Annotated in this window: 11 protein-coding genes; 8 read left to right on the forward strand and 3 right to left on the reverse strand. The window is 71.6% G+C overall.

Translation table 11 applies throughout. From position 1 onward, the window contains the following. Positions 1-301: 301 nt before the first annotated feature. The 8 genes from fahA to OHS71_RS17635 all read left to right on the forward strand — a co-directional run bounded on the left by fahA (position 302) and on the right by OHS71_RS17635 (position 10,137). A complete protein-coding gene (fahA, locus tag OHS71_RS17600) occupies positions 302-1,513 on the forward strand; it encodes a fumarylacetoacetase (RefSeq protein ID WP_328480327.1) in 1,212 nt (403 codons plus the stop codon). A gap of 394 nt (positions 1,514-1,907) precedes the next feature. After that, positions 1,908-2,846 carry a M56 family metallopeptidase gene (locus OHS71_RS17605; protein ID WP_328480328.1) on the forward strand — a complete coding sequence of 313 codons (939 nt, stop codon included), beginning with the start codon at positions 1,908-1,910 and terminating at the stop codon, positions 2,844-2,846. Between the two features lie 122 nt (positions 2,847-2,968). Continuing rightward, a complete protein-coding gene (locus OHS71_RS17610) occupies positions 2,969-3,757 on the forward strand; it encodes a GntR family transcriptional regulator (protein WP_328480329.1) in 789 nt (262 codons plus the stop codon). 189 nt (positions 3,758-3,946) lie between these two features. After that, positions 3,947-4,174, forward strand: a complete 228-nt coding sequence (locus OHS71_RS17615) for a 4Fe-4S dicluster domain-containing protein (RefSeq protein ID WP_020130156.1) — start codon at positions 3,947-3,949, stop codon at positions 4,172-4,174. Between the two features lie 30 nt (positions 4,175-4,204). Next, positions 4,205-5,545, forward strand: coding sequence for an ABC transporter substrate-binding protein (locus tag OHS71_RS17620; RefSeq protein WP_328484547.1), 1,341 nt, complete (start codon positions 4,205-4,207; stop codon positions 5,543-5,545). Then, positions 5,542-6,429 (forward strand): ABC transporter permease, encoded by an 888-nt coding sequence (locus OHS71_RS17625; RefSeq protein ID WP_328480330.1) that lies wholly within the window; start codon positions 5,542-5,544, stop codon positions 6,427-6,429. Before OHS71_RS17620 ends, OHS71_RS17625 begins: the two co-directional genes overlap by 4 nt. Further along, on the forward strand, positions 6,413-7,228 hold the full coding sequence (locus OHS71_RS17630; RefSeq protein ID WP_328480331.1) for an ABC transporter ATP-binding protein: 816 nt from the start codon (positions 6,413-6,415) through the stop codon (positions 7,226-7,228). The genes OHS71_RS17625 and OHS71_RS17630 overlap by 17 nt, the downstream gene beginning before the upstream one ends. Before the next feature lie 11 nt (positions 7,229-7,239). Further along, positions 7,240-10,137, forward strand: a complete 2,898-nt coding sequence (locus tag OHS71_RS17635; RefSeq protein WP_443046969.1) for a fumarate reductase/succinate dehydrogenase flavoprotein subunit — start codon at positions 7,240-7,242, stop codon at positions 10,135-10,137. A gap of 212 nt (positions 10,138-10,349) precedes the next feature. Here OHS71_RS17635 and recQ read toward each other — a convergent pair whose 3' ends face one another. From recQ to OHS71_RS17650, 3 genes are all read right to left on the reverse strand, one after another. After that, positions 10,350-12,380: a DNA helicase RecQ gene (recQ, locus tag OHS71_RS17640; RefSeq protein ID WP_328484549.1), complete on the reverse strand. Its 2,031-nt coding sequence runs from the start codon at positions 12,378-12,380 to the stop codon at positions 10,350-10,352. 271 nt (positions 12,381-12,651) lie between these two features. Continuing rightward, on the reverse strand, positions 12,652-14,301 hold the full coding sequence (gene nuoN, locus OHS71_RS17645; RefSeq protein ID WP_328480332.1) for an NADH-quinone oxidoreductase subunit NuoN: 1,650 nt from the start codon (positions 14,299-14,301) through the stop codon (positions 12,652-12,654). Next, positions 14,298-15,869: an NADH-quinone oxidoreductase subunit M gene (locus OHS71_RS17650; protein ID WP_328480333.1), complete on the reverse strand. Its 1,572-nt coding sequence runs from the start codon at positions 15,867-15,869 to the stop codon at positions 14,298-14,300. The genes nuoN and OHS71_RS17650 overlap by 4 nt, the downstream gene beginning before the upstream one ends. Positions 15,870-15,873 lie beyond the last annotated feature (4 nt).

Raw genomic sequence — 15,873 nt, forward strand, 5'->3', positions numbered from 1 at the left:
CCGCCCCCCAGGCGTGCCGGGCGAAGGCCCCCTCCCCGAGGCCTTCCAGCACCCGCACAGAGTGTCCCCTTTCGCACCGCTCCGTCAAGAATGCGGACCGGCCCGTGGACCACGTGGGGTGAGCATCCGGAAGCGGAGAGCCGCCGGCCGGGGAACCCCACCGGCCGGGCCGCCATGTCACTTCGGCGGCGTCGGCCGTAACGTGTGGCGCGGCTCGGCGCACCCCTGCGACACCCGCGCGGAGTCCGGCGAGCACGACATGGCGAGCGTCAAAGAGCGCACGAAAGAGAGGCAGTACCCGATGCCCCCCTTCGACCTTCCCGAGGGTGACCCCTTCGGCCCGCACAACCTCCCCTACGGCGTCTTCTCCCTGCCGGGTTCCGCGGAGCGGACCGTCGGCGTCCGGCTCGGCGACCACGTCCTCGACGCGGGCGCGGCGGCCCGTGCGCTCGGCTCGCCGCACGCCGGCCTGCTCGCCTCGCCGACCCTCGACCCGCTGCTGGCGGCGGGACGAGCGACGTGGTCGAAGGTGCGCCGCGCCCTCACGGAATGGGTGACCGACCCCTCCCACCGCTCCACCGTCGAACCGCTGTTCCATCCCCTTTCCGGCGTGACGCTGCACCTCCCCTTCCAGGTCGCCGACTACGTCGACTTCTACTCCTCCGAGCATCACGCCCGGAACGCGGGAGCGATCTTCCGTCCGGACGCCGGGGACACTCTCCTGCCCAACTGGAAGCACCTGCCGATCGGCTACCACGGCCGGGCCGGCACGGTCGTGGTCTCCGGCACGGACGTCGTCCGCCCTTCGGGTCAGCGCAAGGCGCCCACCGATCCGGCCCCCGTCTTCGGCCCGTCCGTGCGGCTCGACATCGAGGCCGAGGTCGGTTTCGTGGTCGGCGTGCCCTCGCGGCAGGGCAGCCCGGTCGCCCTGGCCGACTTCCGCGAGCACGTGTTCGGTCTGTGCCTGCTCAACGACTGGTCGGCCCGCGATCTCCAGGCCTGGGAGTACGTGCCCCTCGGCCCGTTCCTCGCCAAGTCGTTCGCCACGTCGGTCTCGGCGTGGATCACCCCGCTGGAAGCCCTGGAGACCGCGCGGGTGACACCCCCGGAGCGGACCCACCCCCTCCTCCCCTATCTGGACGACTCGGCCGCCGAACCCGCCGGTTACGACCTGCGTATCTCCGTGGCGCTCAATGGGCACGTGGTCTCCGATCCGCCCTTCTCCTCCATGTACTGGACAGCCGCCCAGCAGCTCGCCCACCTCACGGTCAACGGCGCCTCCCTGCGCACCGGCGACCTGTACGGCTCGGGCACGGTGAGCGGCCCCGCCCCGCACGAGCGCGGATCCCTGCTGGAACTGACCTGGAACGGCCGTGACCCGCTGGAACTCCCGGACGGAAAGCGCACCTTCCTGGAGGACGACGACGTGGTGACCCTGTCGGCGTGGGCTCCCGGCCCCGACGGCACGCGCGTGGGACTGGGAGAGGTGAGCGGCCGGGTGGTCGCCGGATGAAGAGAGCCGTGCAGCGACCGCCGACCCAGCCGTCGCCCCAGCCGGTGACGGACCAGGAGACAGCGGGGGAGACGGCGACCGAACCAGGGGCCGAGTACTGGACCAGGTGAACGGAGGCACCGGGACCGGGGCTGACGGCGTCTGCGCGGAGGCGACCGACGGCCGTCGGACCGGGGCGGCTGACGGCGCCCCGGCCGGGGCGGGGTGGCCTGCGCCGAATCGGGGCGTCGTCGTGGGCTGACTCACGGAGTAACCCCCGTCATACTGGCGGCGGGCACGGTCTCCGTGCCGAGCCCGCCGCCCGTGGCAGGCCGCCCGCACGCGGGTACGCGGTACGCACCCCGCGCGCACGCGGCGCACGCCCCCGTCCCGACCAGGATCCGGAGCCCATGGCATGACCCTCTGCCTGCTCCTGCTGAGCGTCGTCGCTCTGTCGGCCGCCTTGCCGGTTCCGCGTGTGCTGACCCGGTCCGCATGGCCGGAGCGGGAGCCGGTCCTCGGGCTGTGGGTGTGGCAGTGCCTGGTCGCCACGGTCCTGCTGTGCTGCCTGACCGCGCTGACGCTGGGTGCAGCCGCCGTGTTCCACACCGTCCGCGCCCGGGTCTTCGCCCCCGCGCCGCCCGGCGTCTCCCAGGCGTACGACCTCTCCGTCGCCCCGCCGTGGGCGGCGGCCCTGACCCTGCTGCTGGCCTGCGGGGCCGCCTGGACGACGGCGATGCTGGCCCGCGAACTCGTCGACGCGCGCCGGCGCCGCGGCCGGGCCAGGGCGCACCTGCGGGAACGTGCCCCCGACCTGCCCGCCGGCCTGCCGTCCGCCCGGGGTCCGCTGCTGGTGCTGGAGGACGAGTACCCCGACGCCTGGTGGATGCCGGGCAACCCACCGCAGCTGATCGTGACGACCGGGGCCCTGCACCGCCTCACCTCCCACCAGTTGGACGCCGTCCTCACCCATGAGCGCGGCCATGCCCGCGCCCACCACGACTGGCTGCTCCACCTGTCGACCGCCCTTGCCACCGGCTTCCCCCGCATTCCGCTTTTCTCCCACTTCTGCGACCAGACCCACCGCCTGGTCGAACTCGCGGCCGACGACACGGCGTCGCGCCGCTGCGGTCACCTGACCACGGCGCTGGCCCTGATCGAGCTGAACCAGCACCGGGGTGTCCTGTCCTGCGCCTCCAGCCACCGTCTCCTCGGTGAGCGCGTGGATCGCCTGCTCCAGCCGCCCCCGCGCCTCCTGCGCCGGCACCGGGCGCTGACCACGACGGTGGCCACCCTGGTGCCGCTGCTGCCCCTGCTGATCACCTTCGCCCCAGGGCTGACGGCGTTGTCCTGACCTGGCAGATCTTGTGCAGGCCGGTGCCGTTTCCCCAGGTCAGGGCTTTACCTGACGTTCCTGTAGGTGGCGCAACACTCCAGCAACACGAGTTTTCCTACTGACTCGCTATGGTTCGAAACATGCCACCCACCGACCGCATCCGAGACCACGCCGGTCAGGGCGCGACCACCGTCGCCGCCCACCGGGCGCGTCGTCGGCTGCGTGCGGACCAGGCCCGTCAGCTCGCCGACCTGCTACGCCGTCAACTGCTCACCGACGGCTTCCCGGACGGCACGCTCCCGCACGAGTCGACCCTCGCCACGGACTACCGGGCCTCCCGCAACACCGTCCGCCAAGCCCTGGATCTGCTCCGTGCGGAGGGTCTGGTGGAGCGCCTGCCGGGCGTCGGCACAGTCGTCGTGGCACAGAAGTACCCTCACGGCCTGGACCGCCTGATGGGCCTCGCGGAGACCCTCCATGAGCACGGCCACGTCACCAACGAGGTCCGCACGATGGGCCCGGTCGCCGCGCCCGCCCCGGTGGCCGACCGCCTCCACGTCCCGCCCGGCGCGGACGTGCTCTACATCGAGCGCCTGCGCCGGCTGGGTGGCATCCCCCTCTCCCTGGACCTCACCTACATCCCGCTCGACGTCGGCGCCGACCTGCTCGGCGCCGACCTGGAGAACACCGACGTCTTCCGCCTCCTGGAGGCCGTCACAGGGCAACGCCTCGGCCACGCCGAGATCACTCTGGAGGCGGTCACCGCGGACGCCCACTCCGCCGCCGTACTGGAGGCGCCGCGCGGCGCGGCCGTCCTCATGCTCGAACGCCTCAGCCACCTCGCGGACGGCCGCCCGGTGGACCTGGAGTTCATCCGCTTCCGCGGGGACCGCATCTCGATGAGCGGCCTGCTGCACCGCTCCCTCTGACGTCTCCCCCGCTCGTCCTTCCGCCCCCCTTCCCCGCCCTTGCACTCCTGTTCCCCGCCCCCGCTCTGCCCCCTTTCCGTTCCCCCGTCCTCTTCCGCGCCCTCACCCCTTCATCGTTCGGCACGGCCTCATCGGTTCACTGCCGCTCGGGATTTCTCAGAATTTCTCGGGACTTTTCTGGAGACCGCCATGACCCTGGCACCCCAGCGGGCCGACGTGCCCGTGACCATCGACGAGTCGAAGTGCATCGACGGCTGCACGCTCTGTGTGGACATGTGCCCGCTGGACTCCCTCGCCATCGACGAGAGCAACGGCAAGGCCTACATGCACGTGGACGAGTGCTGGTACTGCGGCCCGTGCGCGGCCCGCTGTCCCACCGGAGCCGTCACGGTCAACATGCCCTACCTGCTCCGGTGAAAGGCCCGAACCCCCATGCGTCCGAAAGCGATGAAGCCCCAGGCGGTCGCCGCGTCCGCCGCACTCCTGCTGCTCCCTCTCACCGGGTGCGGCAGCGCCGAGGCCGGTAGCGGCTCCACGGTCACCGTGACCGTCGGCTACCAGTCCAAGACCATCAACACCGTCACCGCGGGCACCCTGCTGCGCTCACTGGGCTACTTCGAGAAGGAGCTGAACGCCCTCGGCGACGGCAGGACCTACAAGGTGGACTGGCAGGACTACGCGACCGGCGCCCCCATCACCGCGCAGATGACCGCCGGGAAGATCGACATCGGCTCGATGGGCGACTTCCCGCTCCTCATCAACGCGGCCCGCGGCAAACAGCTCGGCAAGCCCACCCACCTGGTCTCGGTCACCGGCTACAACCTCCGGGGCGGTCTCAACACCATCGTCACGGCTCCCGACTCCAAGCTCGCCTCCATCGAGGACCTCAAGGGCAAGAAGGTCTCCACCAGCATCGGTTCCGCCGCCGACGGCACACTCGTACGGGCCTTGCAGCGCGCCGGCATCGACCCGGGCAAGGGCATCGAGAAGCTCAACCAGCAGCCCGCCGTGGGCGCGTCGGCCCTCTCCGCGGGCAGCGCCGACGCGCTCTCGCAGTTCGTGGCCTGGCCCGGCCTGCTCGCCTACCAGGGCAAGGCGAAGGCCCTGTACGACGGCGCCCAGCTGGACCTGCCCACCTTCCACGGCGTCACCGCCCGCGAGGACTTCGCGAAGGAGCGCCCGACCGTGCTGGAGGCGTTCCTGAAGGCTCAGTCGGAGGCCACGGACTACCTCAACACGCACCCGGTGGCCGCTGCCGAGAAGGTCGCCGAGGCCACCGGCCTGCCCGCCGAGGTCGTCTACCTCTACAACGGCGCCCATGGCATCTCCACCTTCGACCCAGCCGTCAAGCCGCAGCTCGTCACCGCGCTCAAGGAGGACGTCTCGATCCTCAAGGCGGCCAAGCTGACGGGCGACGTCGACGTGGACTCCTTCGTCGACGACCAGTACGTCAAGAAGGCGCTCGGCTCGTCGTACGCCAAGCAGCTCGCCACCGCGCCCGCGCCGGCCACGAGCGAGGTATGGCCGAAGGACGCCGCACAGACCCGTACCTTCAAGACGCCCGCCGAACTGCTGGCCTACGTCGCGCAGCACAGGGACGGCGTCCGCGCCGCCTACGTTCCCGACGCCACCACCGGCACCCTGTGGTTCGCCGACAAGGCCGTCTGGGTGGCCGACGGCGAGACCCTCGTACCGTTCGTCGCCCCGGCGACCGCCCAGGCCTACGTCGACGCCCATGGCGGCGCCCGGGTCGTCACGTACGCCGACGCGCTGGGGCGTGCCTCGTGACCCGGTACGCGCTGCGGGTGGCTTCGGTCGCGGCCGCGCTCGGTCTGTGGCAGCTGCTGACCAGCCTGAACGTCGACCTGTGGCTGCGCTTCTCGCAGTTCCCCACGGTCGCCGACGTGGCCCGCGCCTTCGCCGACCGCCTGGCCGGCGACGACTACTGGACCGACCTCACCGACAGCCTCACCCGCATCATCACCGGCTTCCTCCTGGCCGCCGTCCTGGGCGTGGCCACGGGCGTGCTCGTGGCGCGCTCGCGCCTCGCCGAGGACCTGCTCGGGCCGGTCCTCGAGGTCGTCCGGCCGATTCCCGCGATCGCCCTGGTACCCGTCGCGATCCTGCTCTTCCCGTCGAACGAACAGGGCATCGTCTTCATCACCTTCACCGCCGCCTTCTTCCCGGTGCTCGTCTCCACCCGGCACGCGGTCCGCGCGCTGGCCCCCGGATGGGAGGAGGCGGTGCGCACGATGGGCGGCGGCCGGTGGCGGATCCTCGGCGCGGTCGTCCTGCCCGGGGCGCTGCCGGGCATCTTCGGCGGCCTGTCGGTCGGGATCGGTGTCTCGTGGATCTGTGTGATCTCCGCCGAGATGATCTCCGGTCAGTACGGCGTCGGCTACCGCACCTGGCAGGACTACACGGTCGTCGACTACCCGGGGGTCTTCGTCGGCATGGTCACGATCGGCGTGCTCGGTTGGGCCACGTCCACGGCCGTGGAACTCCTCGGACGCCGTCTCACCCGCTGGCTGCCGCGCACGTCGTACGTCCCCACCGGCCGGCTCCGGCCGGGGAGCGCCCGGCCACCCTCTCCGGCGCCGGCGGCCGCCCCCGCCGTCCCCGCCGGCCCCGGACCCGACCCCGAGGAGGCGCGCGATGAGCACCTCGTCTGACACCCGCGAGACCACCCGTACGGCCACCGTCGCCACTGCCACCGGCAAGGACGCCGGCGCGGCCGTACGCGGCACCCGGCTCACCCTCCGCGCGGCCACCCTCGGCCGGCCCGACGCCACCGCCCTGGCCGACGTCGACCTGGACGTCACGCCGGGTGAGATCCTGACCGTCGTCGGGCCCTCGGGCTGCGGCAAGTCGACGCTGCTGCGCACCCTGGCCGGGCTGCTGCCCGCGCTGACCGGTGCCGTGGAGCAGGACGGCCGGCCGATCGGCGGGCCGGCGGCGGACCGCGCGCTGGTGTTCCAGGAGGACGCCCTCCTCCCGTGGCGCACCCTGTTGTCCAACGTCGAACTCCCCCTCGCCATCCAGGGCTCACCGCGCGCGGAGCGCAGGAAGCAGGCCGGGGCCTGGCTCGAACGGGTCGGACTGGCCGACCGCGCACGGCAGCTGCCGCACCGTGTCTCCGGAGGCCAGCGCCAGCGGGCACAACTGGCCCGCGCCCTTGCCGCGGGCCCACGCGCCGTCCTCATGGACGAGCCCTTCGGCGCCCTCGACGCCCAGACCCGAGCCGGCATGCAGGACCTGCTGGTGGAGGTGCTGCACGGCACGGGCGCGACCGTCGTCTTCGTCACCCACGACGTGGACGAGGCCCTGTTCCTGGGTGACCGCGTCGCGCTCCTCGGTGCGGGCCGCCTCGTCGCCGTGCGGGGGGTGCCGCGCCCGCGCGACCGCGCCGCCCACGACGACCCGGCACGTGTGGCTCTGCGCCGCGACGTCCTGACTTCACTGAGCATCTGAAAGGCACCCCGGTGGACACCCTTCCCCAGATCCCCGCGCTCGACGACGCCGAGGAGCTGTCCTGCGACGTCCTCGTCATCGGCGGCGGCACCGCCGGCACCATGGCGGCGCTGACCGCCGCCGAGCGCGGTGCGGACGTCCTGCTCCTGGAGAAGGCCCACGTCCGCCACTCCGGGGCACTCGCCATGGGCATGGACGGCGTCAACAACGCGGTCATCCCCGGCCGCGCCGAGCCCGACGACTACGTCGCCGAGATCACCCGCGCCAACGACGGCATCGTCGACCAGTCGACCGTCCGCCAGACCGCTACCCGCGGCTTCGCCATGGTGCAGCGCCTGGAGTCGTACGGTGTGAAGTTCGAGAAGGACGAGCACGGCGACTACGCGGTCCGCCAGGTCCACCGGTCCGGCTCCTACGTGCTGCCCATGCCGGAGGGCAAGGACGTCAAGAAGGTCCTGTACCGGCAGCTGCGCCGGCGCGAGATGCGGGAGCGGATCCGCATCGAGAACCGGGTGATGCCGGTGCGCGTGTTGACCTCCCCCGAGGACGGGCGGGCCATCGGGGCGGTCGGCTTCAACACCCGCACAGGCCGGTTCGTCACCGTCCGCGCGGGCGGGGTCGTCCTTGCGACCGGTGCCTGCGGCCGCCTCGGCCTGCCCGCCTCCGGCTACCTGTACGGCACGTACGAGAACCCCACGAACGCGGGCGACGGCTACTCCATGGCCTACCACGCGGGCGCCGAGCTGACCGGCATCGAATGCTTCCAGATCAACCCGCTGATCAAGGACTACAACGGTCCCGCCTGCGCCTACGTCGCCAACCCCTTCGGTGGCTACCAGGTCAACCGGCACGGCGAACGCTTCGTCGACTCCGACTACTGGTCGGGCCAGATGATGGCCGAGTTCGCGGCCGAGGTCGCCAGTGACCGGGGCCCTGTGTACCTGAAGCTGAGCCACCTCCCCGAGGAATCCATCGCGGCCCTGGAGTCGATCCTGCACTCCACCGAACGTCCGACCCGGGGCACCTTCCACTCCGGCCGCGGACACGACTACCGCACGCACGACATCGAGATGCACATCTCCGAGATCGGCCTGTGCGGCGGCCACTCGGCCTCGGGCGTACGGGTCGACGACCACGCCCGTACGACCGTCCCCCGCCTCTACGCCGCCGGTGACCTGGCCTGCGTCCCGCACAACTACATGATCGGCGCGTTCGTCTTCGGCGACCTCGCCGGCTCGGACGCGGCCCGGTACAAGGCGTACGACGGTGAGCTGCCCGCTGACCAGCTGCGAGAGGCGCACGAGCTGATCTACCGCCCGTTGCGCCACCCCGAGGGCCCGCCGCAGCCCCAGGTCGAGTACAAGCTGCGCCGGTTCGTGAACGACTACGTGACCCCGCCTAAGTCGGGTGCGCGGCTGTCGTTGGCCCTGGATGCCTTCGAGCGGATGCGCGACGACATCGCCCGGATGGGCGCCCGTACCCCGCACGAGCTGATGCGGTGCGCCGAGGTCGGCTTCATCCGCGACTGCGCGGAGATGGCCGCGCGCGCCTCCCTGGCCCGTACCGAGTCCCGATGGGGCCTCTACCACGAGCGCCTCGACCATCCTCGCCGCGACGACGATTCCTGGTTCCACCACCTCGACCTGCACAAGTCCCCCTCTGGTGCCATGGAGTTCACGGCCCGGCCGGTGGCTCCGTATCTGGTTCCGGTCGCCGAGTTCACCCCCGTCGGCGGTCCCTCGCGGCATCTCGGCGAGGTCCATGCCGAGGAGGTGGCCACGGCCGGTTCTCGGGACGTGGCGCCGCTCGCCACCGGGGCCGGAGCAGCCGCTCCGACCTCGGGCGACACGCCGGTGATTGCAGCGCCCGAGTCCGGTTCCGCCCCCGAACCGTCCTCCTCGCTCCGGTCCTCCTCCCGTCTGCTCGAACTCGTCGCCCTCGCCGAGGAGGAGCCCGAACTCGATTCCCTTCTCCCCTACTTGACCGACCCTGCGCCCGCCGTCCGACGCGAGGCCGTCGCCGTCCTCACCGAGACCGTGCCGTCGGGCACCGGCCCCGCCCTCGCCGAGGCACTGCGTGACCCTTCCGCGGAGGTACGCGCCGCGGCCGCGGCCTCGCTGCGCGAGCTCGTCGAGACCCTGCCGCCGCAAGCCGCCCTGCGCGACGGCCTCGCCGCCGCCCTGGCCGAGCCCGACCCCGTGGTCCGCGCGGCGGCCCTGGACGTGCTGCGCGCACTGCGCCTCGGGGACGCCACCCTGTTCGCGGTCTCCCTCACCGACGTCGACATCGCCGTCCGTATCGAGGCCGTCCGCGCCCTGGTGTCCGTCGACGCCGCCGACGAACTCGCCCGCGCGGCGACCGCCGACCCGTCCCGCGAGGTGCGCGTCACGATCGCCAAGTCCCTGGCCACGGTGGCGGCCGGCCGCCTGAGCGACACCCAACTGCCGGGCCCCGGCACCACCCCAGCCCTGGGCCCCGGCCCAGGCGCACTTCACGCCTCCGCCCCGGCCTCCGGCTCCGGCACCGTCATCACTCCGGAGCGCGATGCCGTCCACGCGGCCCTGCTCGGGCTCATCGACGACCCCGACGCCCTGGTGCGCGCCGCCGCTTACGGGGCGCTGGGCACGACCGGCTGCCCGGTGCTGCTCGCCGCCCGGGCCGTGGCCGCCCTGGGCGACCCCGCCTGGCAGGTCCGCGCCGGTGCCGCAACCGCGCTGTCCGTGGCCGGCCCCGACACCGCCGTCCCCGTCCTCGCCAAGGCTCTGGCCGACCCGAACGCCGACGTCCGCAAGGCCGCCGTCCTGGCTCTGACCCGCCACCGGGTCACGGAGGCGGCCCGCGCGGCCCTCGCCACCGCGACGACCGACACCGACGCCGACGTCAGGGCGTATGCGACGCGCGCTCTCTGAGGCTCATGTCTGAGGCTCACGTCCCGACCGCCGACCGCAGGTCAGCACGCCGAGAGCAACCGGGCACGAGCGCCGACACCGACGCCGGCTCCGGCCCGGGTCCGGGCCCGGGTCCGGCCCGGGTCCGGCCCGGGTCCGGCCCGGGTCCGGCCCGGGTCCGGCCCGGGTCCGGCCCGGGTCCGGCCCGGGTCCGGCTACAGGAAGCCGGCTCCCTATATCCAGTCCTCGGGCTCCGGTTCCTCGTCCGTGTCGGGCCAGAGGTCCGGGGTTCCCGCGCCTGTGTCGGCGGTCGCAGCGGCGGTGGCTGCCGCGGCCCCGGCGGTATCCGAGGGAGCGCTGTCCGGGGAGCCGCCCAATGAGGCCAGCACCCCGATCACGCCCTCGCCGTACGTCACCAGTTTCTTCTCGCCGACCCCGCTGATCCCGCCGAGCTGTTGCACCGACGTCGGCCACGCCGTGGCGATCTCCCTGAGCGTGGCGTCGTGGAAGATGACGTACGCGGGGACGCCCTGCTCCCGGGCCTGTTCGGCACGCCAGGCGCGCAGGGCCTCGAAGGCCGGAATCAGTTCCTCGGGAAGCTCGGCCGCGGCGGCCTTGGCCTTGCTCCTGCCGGAGGGGGATCCCGCCGCCTTCGACGTCGCCGGCTTCTTCGGCTCCTTGCGCAGCGGCACGTCCCGCTCACGGCGCAGCACCGCCCCGCTGTCCTCCGTGAGCACGAGCGTGCCGTACTCCCCCTCGACCGCCAGCAGGCCCTGCGCAAGCAACTGCCTGACGACACCGCGCCATTCGCCCTCGGAGAGCTCCTCGCCGATGCCGAACACCGACAGCTGGTCGTGGTCGAACTGGATCACCTTGGCCGTGCGCTTGCCCATCAGGATGTCGACGATCTGCACGGCGCCGAACTTCTGTCCGCGCTCTCGCTGAAGCCGCACGATCGTCGACAGCACCTTCTGGGCAGCGACGGTGCCGTCCCAGGTCTCCGGGGGCGTGAGGCAGGTGTCGCAGTTGCCGCAGCCCTTCGGCTCCGGTTCCTGACCGAAGTAGGCGAGGAGCTGTCCGCGGCGGCAGCGGGCGGTCTCGCACAGGGCCAGCATCGAGTCCAGGTGGGCGGCGGCCCGCCTGCGGAAGGCCTCGTCGCCCTCGCCGGACTGGATCAGCTTGCGCTGTTGTATGACGTCGTTGAGCCCGTAGGCCATCCAGGCCGTGGAGGGCAGTCCGTCCCGGCCGCCACGCCCCGTCTCCTGGTAGTAGCCCTCGATGGACTTGGGCAGGTCGAGGTGGGCGACGAACCGTACGTCCGGCTTGTCGATGCCCATGCCGAAGGCGATGGTCGCGCACACGACCAGCCCGTCCTCCCGCAGGAACCGGGACTGGTGCGCGGCGCGCGTGCCCGCGTCCAGGCCCGCGTGGTAGGGCACCGCCTCGACGCCGTTGCGGGAGAGGAACTCGGCGGTCTTCTCGACGGAGTTGCGCGAGAGGCAGTACACGATGCCCGCATCGCCCGCGTGCTCCTCCCGCAGGAAGCTCAGCAGCTGCTTCTTGGGGTCGGCCTTGGGCACGATCCGGTACTGGATGTTGGGCCGGTCGAAACTCGCGACGAAGTGGCGGGCCGACGGCATGTGAAGCCGCTGGGTGATCTCCTGGTGCGTCGCATGGGTGGCCGTCGCCGTGAGCGCGATCCGCGGGACGTCCGGCCAGCGCTCGCCGAGCAGGGAGAGGGACAGATAGTCGGGGCGGAAGTCGTGGCCCCACTGGGAGACGCAGTGTGCCTCGTCGATCGCGAAGACCGCGATCTTGCCGCGCGAGAGGAGATCCCGTGTGGACTCCAGGCGCAGCCGCTCCGGTGCCAGGTACAGCATGTCCAGCTCGCCGGCGAGGAACTCGGCCTCGACCACGCGCCGCTCGTCGAAGTCCTGCGTGGAGTTGACGAAGCCGGCGCGCACCCCGAGCGCCCGCAGCGCGTCGACCTGGTCCTGCATCAGTGCGATCAGCGGGGAGACGACGATGCCCGTGCCGGGTCTGACCAGGGCGGGGATCTGGTAGCACAGCGACTTGCCGCCGCCGGTCGGCATGAGGACGACCGCGTCCCCGCCGGCCACCACATGCTCGATGACCGCTTCCTGCTCGCCGCGGAACGCGTCGTATCCGAAGACCCGGTGCAGCGTGGCCAGTGCCTCGCTCTCGGTCCGCTCCGGTGTCCCGGTGATACCTGTCATCTCGCTGATCCCGCCCGTCCCGCCCATCGACTGGTCCCCCGTACGTCGTCCCTCGACCACTGCCTCCACGATAGGGGTCCGGACTGACAGCGCCGGAGTTATCCACAGGCTCGTTCCGGTGACTCTGCGTGCCGGAGGCGACGAGCCGACCACCGGGCCGCGTAGGCCGCGTAGGCCGGGTACGCCGGGTACGCCGGGTACGCCGGGTACGCCGGGTACGCCGGGTACGCCGGTGGGCCCGGCCCCTCTCGGGAACCGGGCCCACGGCACGCCCCGCCACGGATCGGCAGCGGGGCGATCAGCGCACGAACACTCCCGCCTGGTTCGCCAGGTCCAGGAAGTACTGCGGAGCCACGCCGAGCACCAGCGTGACCGCCACGCCCACCGCGATCGCCGTCACCGTCAGCATCGACGGAACGGCGACGGTCGGGCCGTCGGGCCGCGGCTCGCTGAAGAACATCAGCACGATCACGCGGATGTAGAAGAACGCCGCGATCGCCGACGAGATCACACCGACCACGACCAGCGGGGCCGCGCCGCCCTCCGCAGCCGCCTTGAACACGGCGAACTTCCCGGCGAACCCGGACGTCAGCGGGATGCCGGCGAAGGCCAGCAGGAACACCGCGAACACGGCCGCCACCAGGGGTGACCTGCGCCCGAGCCCGGCCCACTTCGACAGGTGGGTCGCCTCCCCGCCGGCGTCGCGCACGAGGGTGACCACCGCGAAGGCGCCGATCGTCACGAAGGAGTACGCGGCCAGGTAGAAGAGGACCGACGAGACACCGTCCGGGGTGGTCGCGATGACACCCGCGAGGATGAATCCGGCGTGTGCGATCGACGAGTACGCCAGCAGCCGCTTGATGTCGGTCTGCGTGATCGCGACGATCGCACCGCCCAGCATGGTGACGACCGCGACGCCCCACATGACCGGCCGCCAGTCCCAGCGCAGCCCGGGCAGGACCACGTAGAGCAGGCGCAGCAGCGCGCCGAAGGCGGCCACCTTGGTCGCTGCGGCCATGAAGCCGGTGACCGGGGTCGGCGCGCCCTGGTACACGTCGGGCGTCCACATGTGGAACGGCACCGCGCCCACCTTGAACAGCAGCCCCATGACGATCATCGCGGAGCCGATCAGGAGCAGCGCGTCGTTGCCCATGGTGTCGGCGAGCGCCGGGTTGACGTTCTGGACGGTGCCGTCGACGACCTGCGCGATCGTGCCGTACGACACCGAGCCCGCGTACCCGTACAGCAGGGCGATGCCGAAGAGGGTGAACGCGGAGGCGAACGCGCCGAGGAGGAAGTACTTGACTGCGGCCTCCTGCGACATGAGCCGCTTGCGGCGGGCCAGTGCGCACAGGAGGTAGAGGGGCAGCGAGAAGACTTCCAGGGCGATGAACAGGGTCAGCAGGTCATTGGCCGACGGGAAGACGAGCATGCCGGCGACCGCGAACAGCAGCAGCGGGAAGACCTCGGTCGTCGTGAAGCCGGCCTTGACCGCGGCCTGTTCGCTGTCGCTGCCGGGCACGGAGGCGGCCTGGGCGGCGAAGGAGTCGACCCGGGCGCCGTGCGCCTCCGGGTCCAGGCGCCGTTCGGCGAACGTGAACAGGCCGACCAGGGCAGCCAGCGCGATCGTGCCCTGGAGGAAGAGCGCAGGTCCGTCGACCGCGATCGCGCCCATGGCCGCGATACGCGCCTTGGTGGTGCCATAGCCGTTCGTCGCCAGTACGACCACGGCGATGAAGGCGCCGACCAACGCCAGTGCAGACAGCGCCAGTTGGACGTGGTAGCGGTACCTGCGCGGCACGAACGCCTCGACCAGCACCCCCACGATCGCCGCTCCCACGACGATCAGGGTGGGCGACAGCTGCCCGTATTCGATCTTCGGCGTGTCGATCTTGGCGATCGGGTCGGCCGCCGTTGTCCACAGGCTGTGGACGGCTGATGCGCTCACTTGGCCGCCTCCACCTCGGGCTGGGGGTCCTTCTTGTTCACGTCGGACAAGGTCTGCTTGACCGCCGGGTTCACGATGTCCGTGACGGGCTTCGGGTAGACGCCCAGGAAGATCAGCAGCACGATCAGCGGGGCGACAACCACGAGCTCACGCGCGCGTAGGTCGGGCATCGCCGCGACCTCGGGTTTCACCGGGCCTGTCATCGTCCGCTGGTAGAGCACGAGGGTGTAGAGCGCGGCGAGGACGATGCCGAGGGTGGCGACGATGCCGATCGCCGGGTAGCGCGCGAAGGTGCCGACCAGGACCAGGAATTCACTCACGAAGGGCGCGAGTCCCGGCAGGGACAGTGTCGCCAGGCCGCCGATCAGGAAGGTGCCGGCGAGCACCGGGGCGACCTTCTGCACACCGCCGTAGTCGGCGATGAGCCGCGAGCCGCGCCGGGAGATCAGGAAGCCGGCGACCAGCATCAGCGCCGCCGTCGAGATGCCGTGGTTCACCATGTAGAGCGTCGCGCCGGACTGGCCCTGGCTGGTCATCGCGAAGATGCCCAGGATGATGAAGCCGAAGTGCGAGATCGACGCGTACGCGACCAGCCGCTTGATGTCCCGCTGGCCCACGGCGAGCAGTGCCCCGTAGATGATGCTGATCACCGCGAGGACGAGAATGACGGGTGTCGCCCACTTGCTCGCCTCCGGGAACAGCTGGAGACAGAAGCGGAGCATCGCGAAGGTGCCCACCTTGTCGACGACCGCCGTGATGAGCACGGCGACCGGGGTGGTCGCCTCACCCATGGCGTTGGGCAGCCAGGTGTGCAGCGGCCACAGGGGCGCCTTCACCGCGAAGGCGAAGAAGAAGCCCAGGAACAGCCAGCGTTCGGTGTTCGTCGCCATGTCGAGCGTGCCGTTGGCGCGGGCCTCCGCGATCTCGGTGAGCGAGAAGTTCCCGGCGACCACGTAGAGGCCGATCACCGCGGCCAGCATGATCAGGCCGCCGACCAGGTTGTACAGCAGGAATTTCACGGCCGCGTACGACCGTTGCGTGGACGCCGCCTCCTCACCGTGCTCATGGGCACGGTCCCCGAAACCGCCGATGAGGAAGTACATCGGGATCAGCATGGCTTCGAAGAAGATGTAGAAGAGGAAGACGTCGGTCGCCTCGAAGGAGAGGATCACCATCGCCTCGACGGCCAGGATCAGGGCGAAGAAGCCCTGCGTCGGCCGCCAGCGCTTGTTGCCCGTCTCGAGCGGGTCGGCGTCGTGCCACCCCGCGAGGATGATGAACGGGATCAGCAGCGCGGTCAGCGCGACGAGCGCGACCCCGATGCCGTCCACGCCCAGCTCGTACCTGACCCCGAAGTCCTTGATCCAGGAGTGGGATTCGGTGAGCTGGTAGCGGCCGCCGTCCGGGTCGAAGCGGATCAGGACGACGATGGCCAGGGCGAGTGTCGCGAGGGAGAACACCAGGGCCAGCGATTTGGCGGCGTTGCGCCGGGCGGCCGGTACGGCGGCCGTGAAGACCGCCCCGATCGCCGGGAGCGCCGCCGTCGCTGTCAGCAAGGGAAAGGACATCGGT

It is taken from the genome of Streptomyces sp. NBC_00377 (genome assembly GCF_036075115.1).
In the GTDB taxonomy this organism is placed as follows: Bacteria; Actinomycetota; Actinomycetes; order Streptomycetales; family Streptomycetaceae; genus Streptomyces.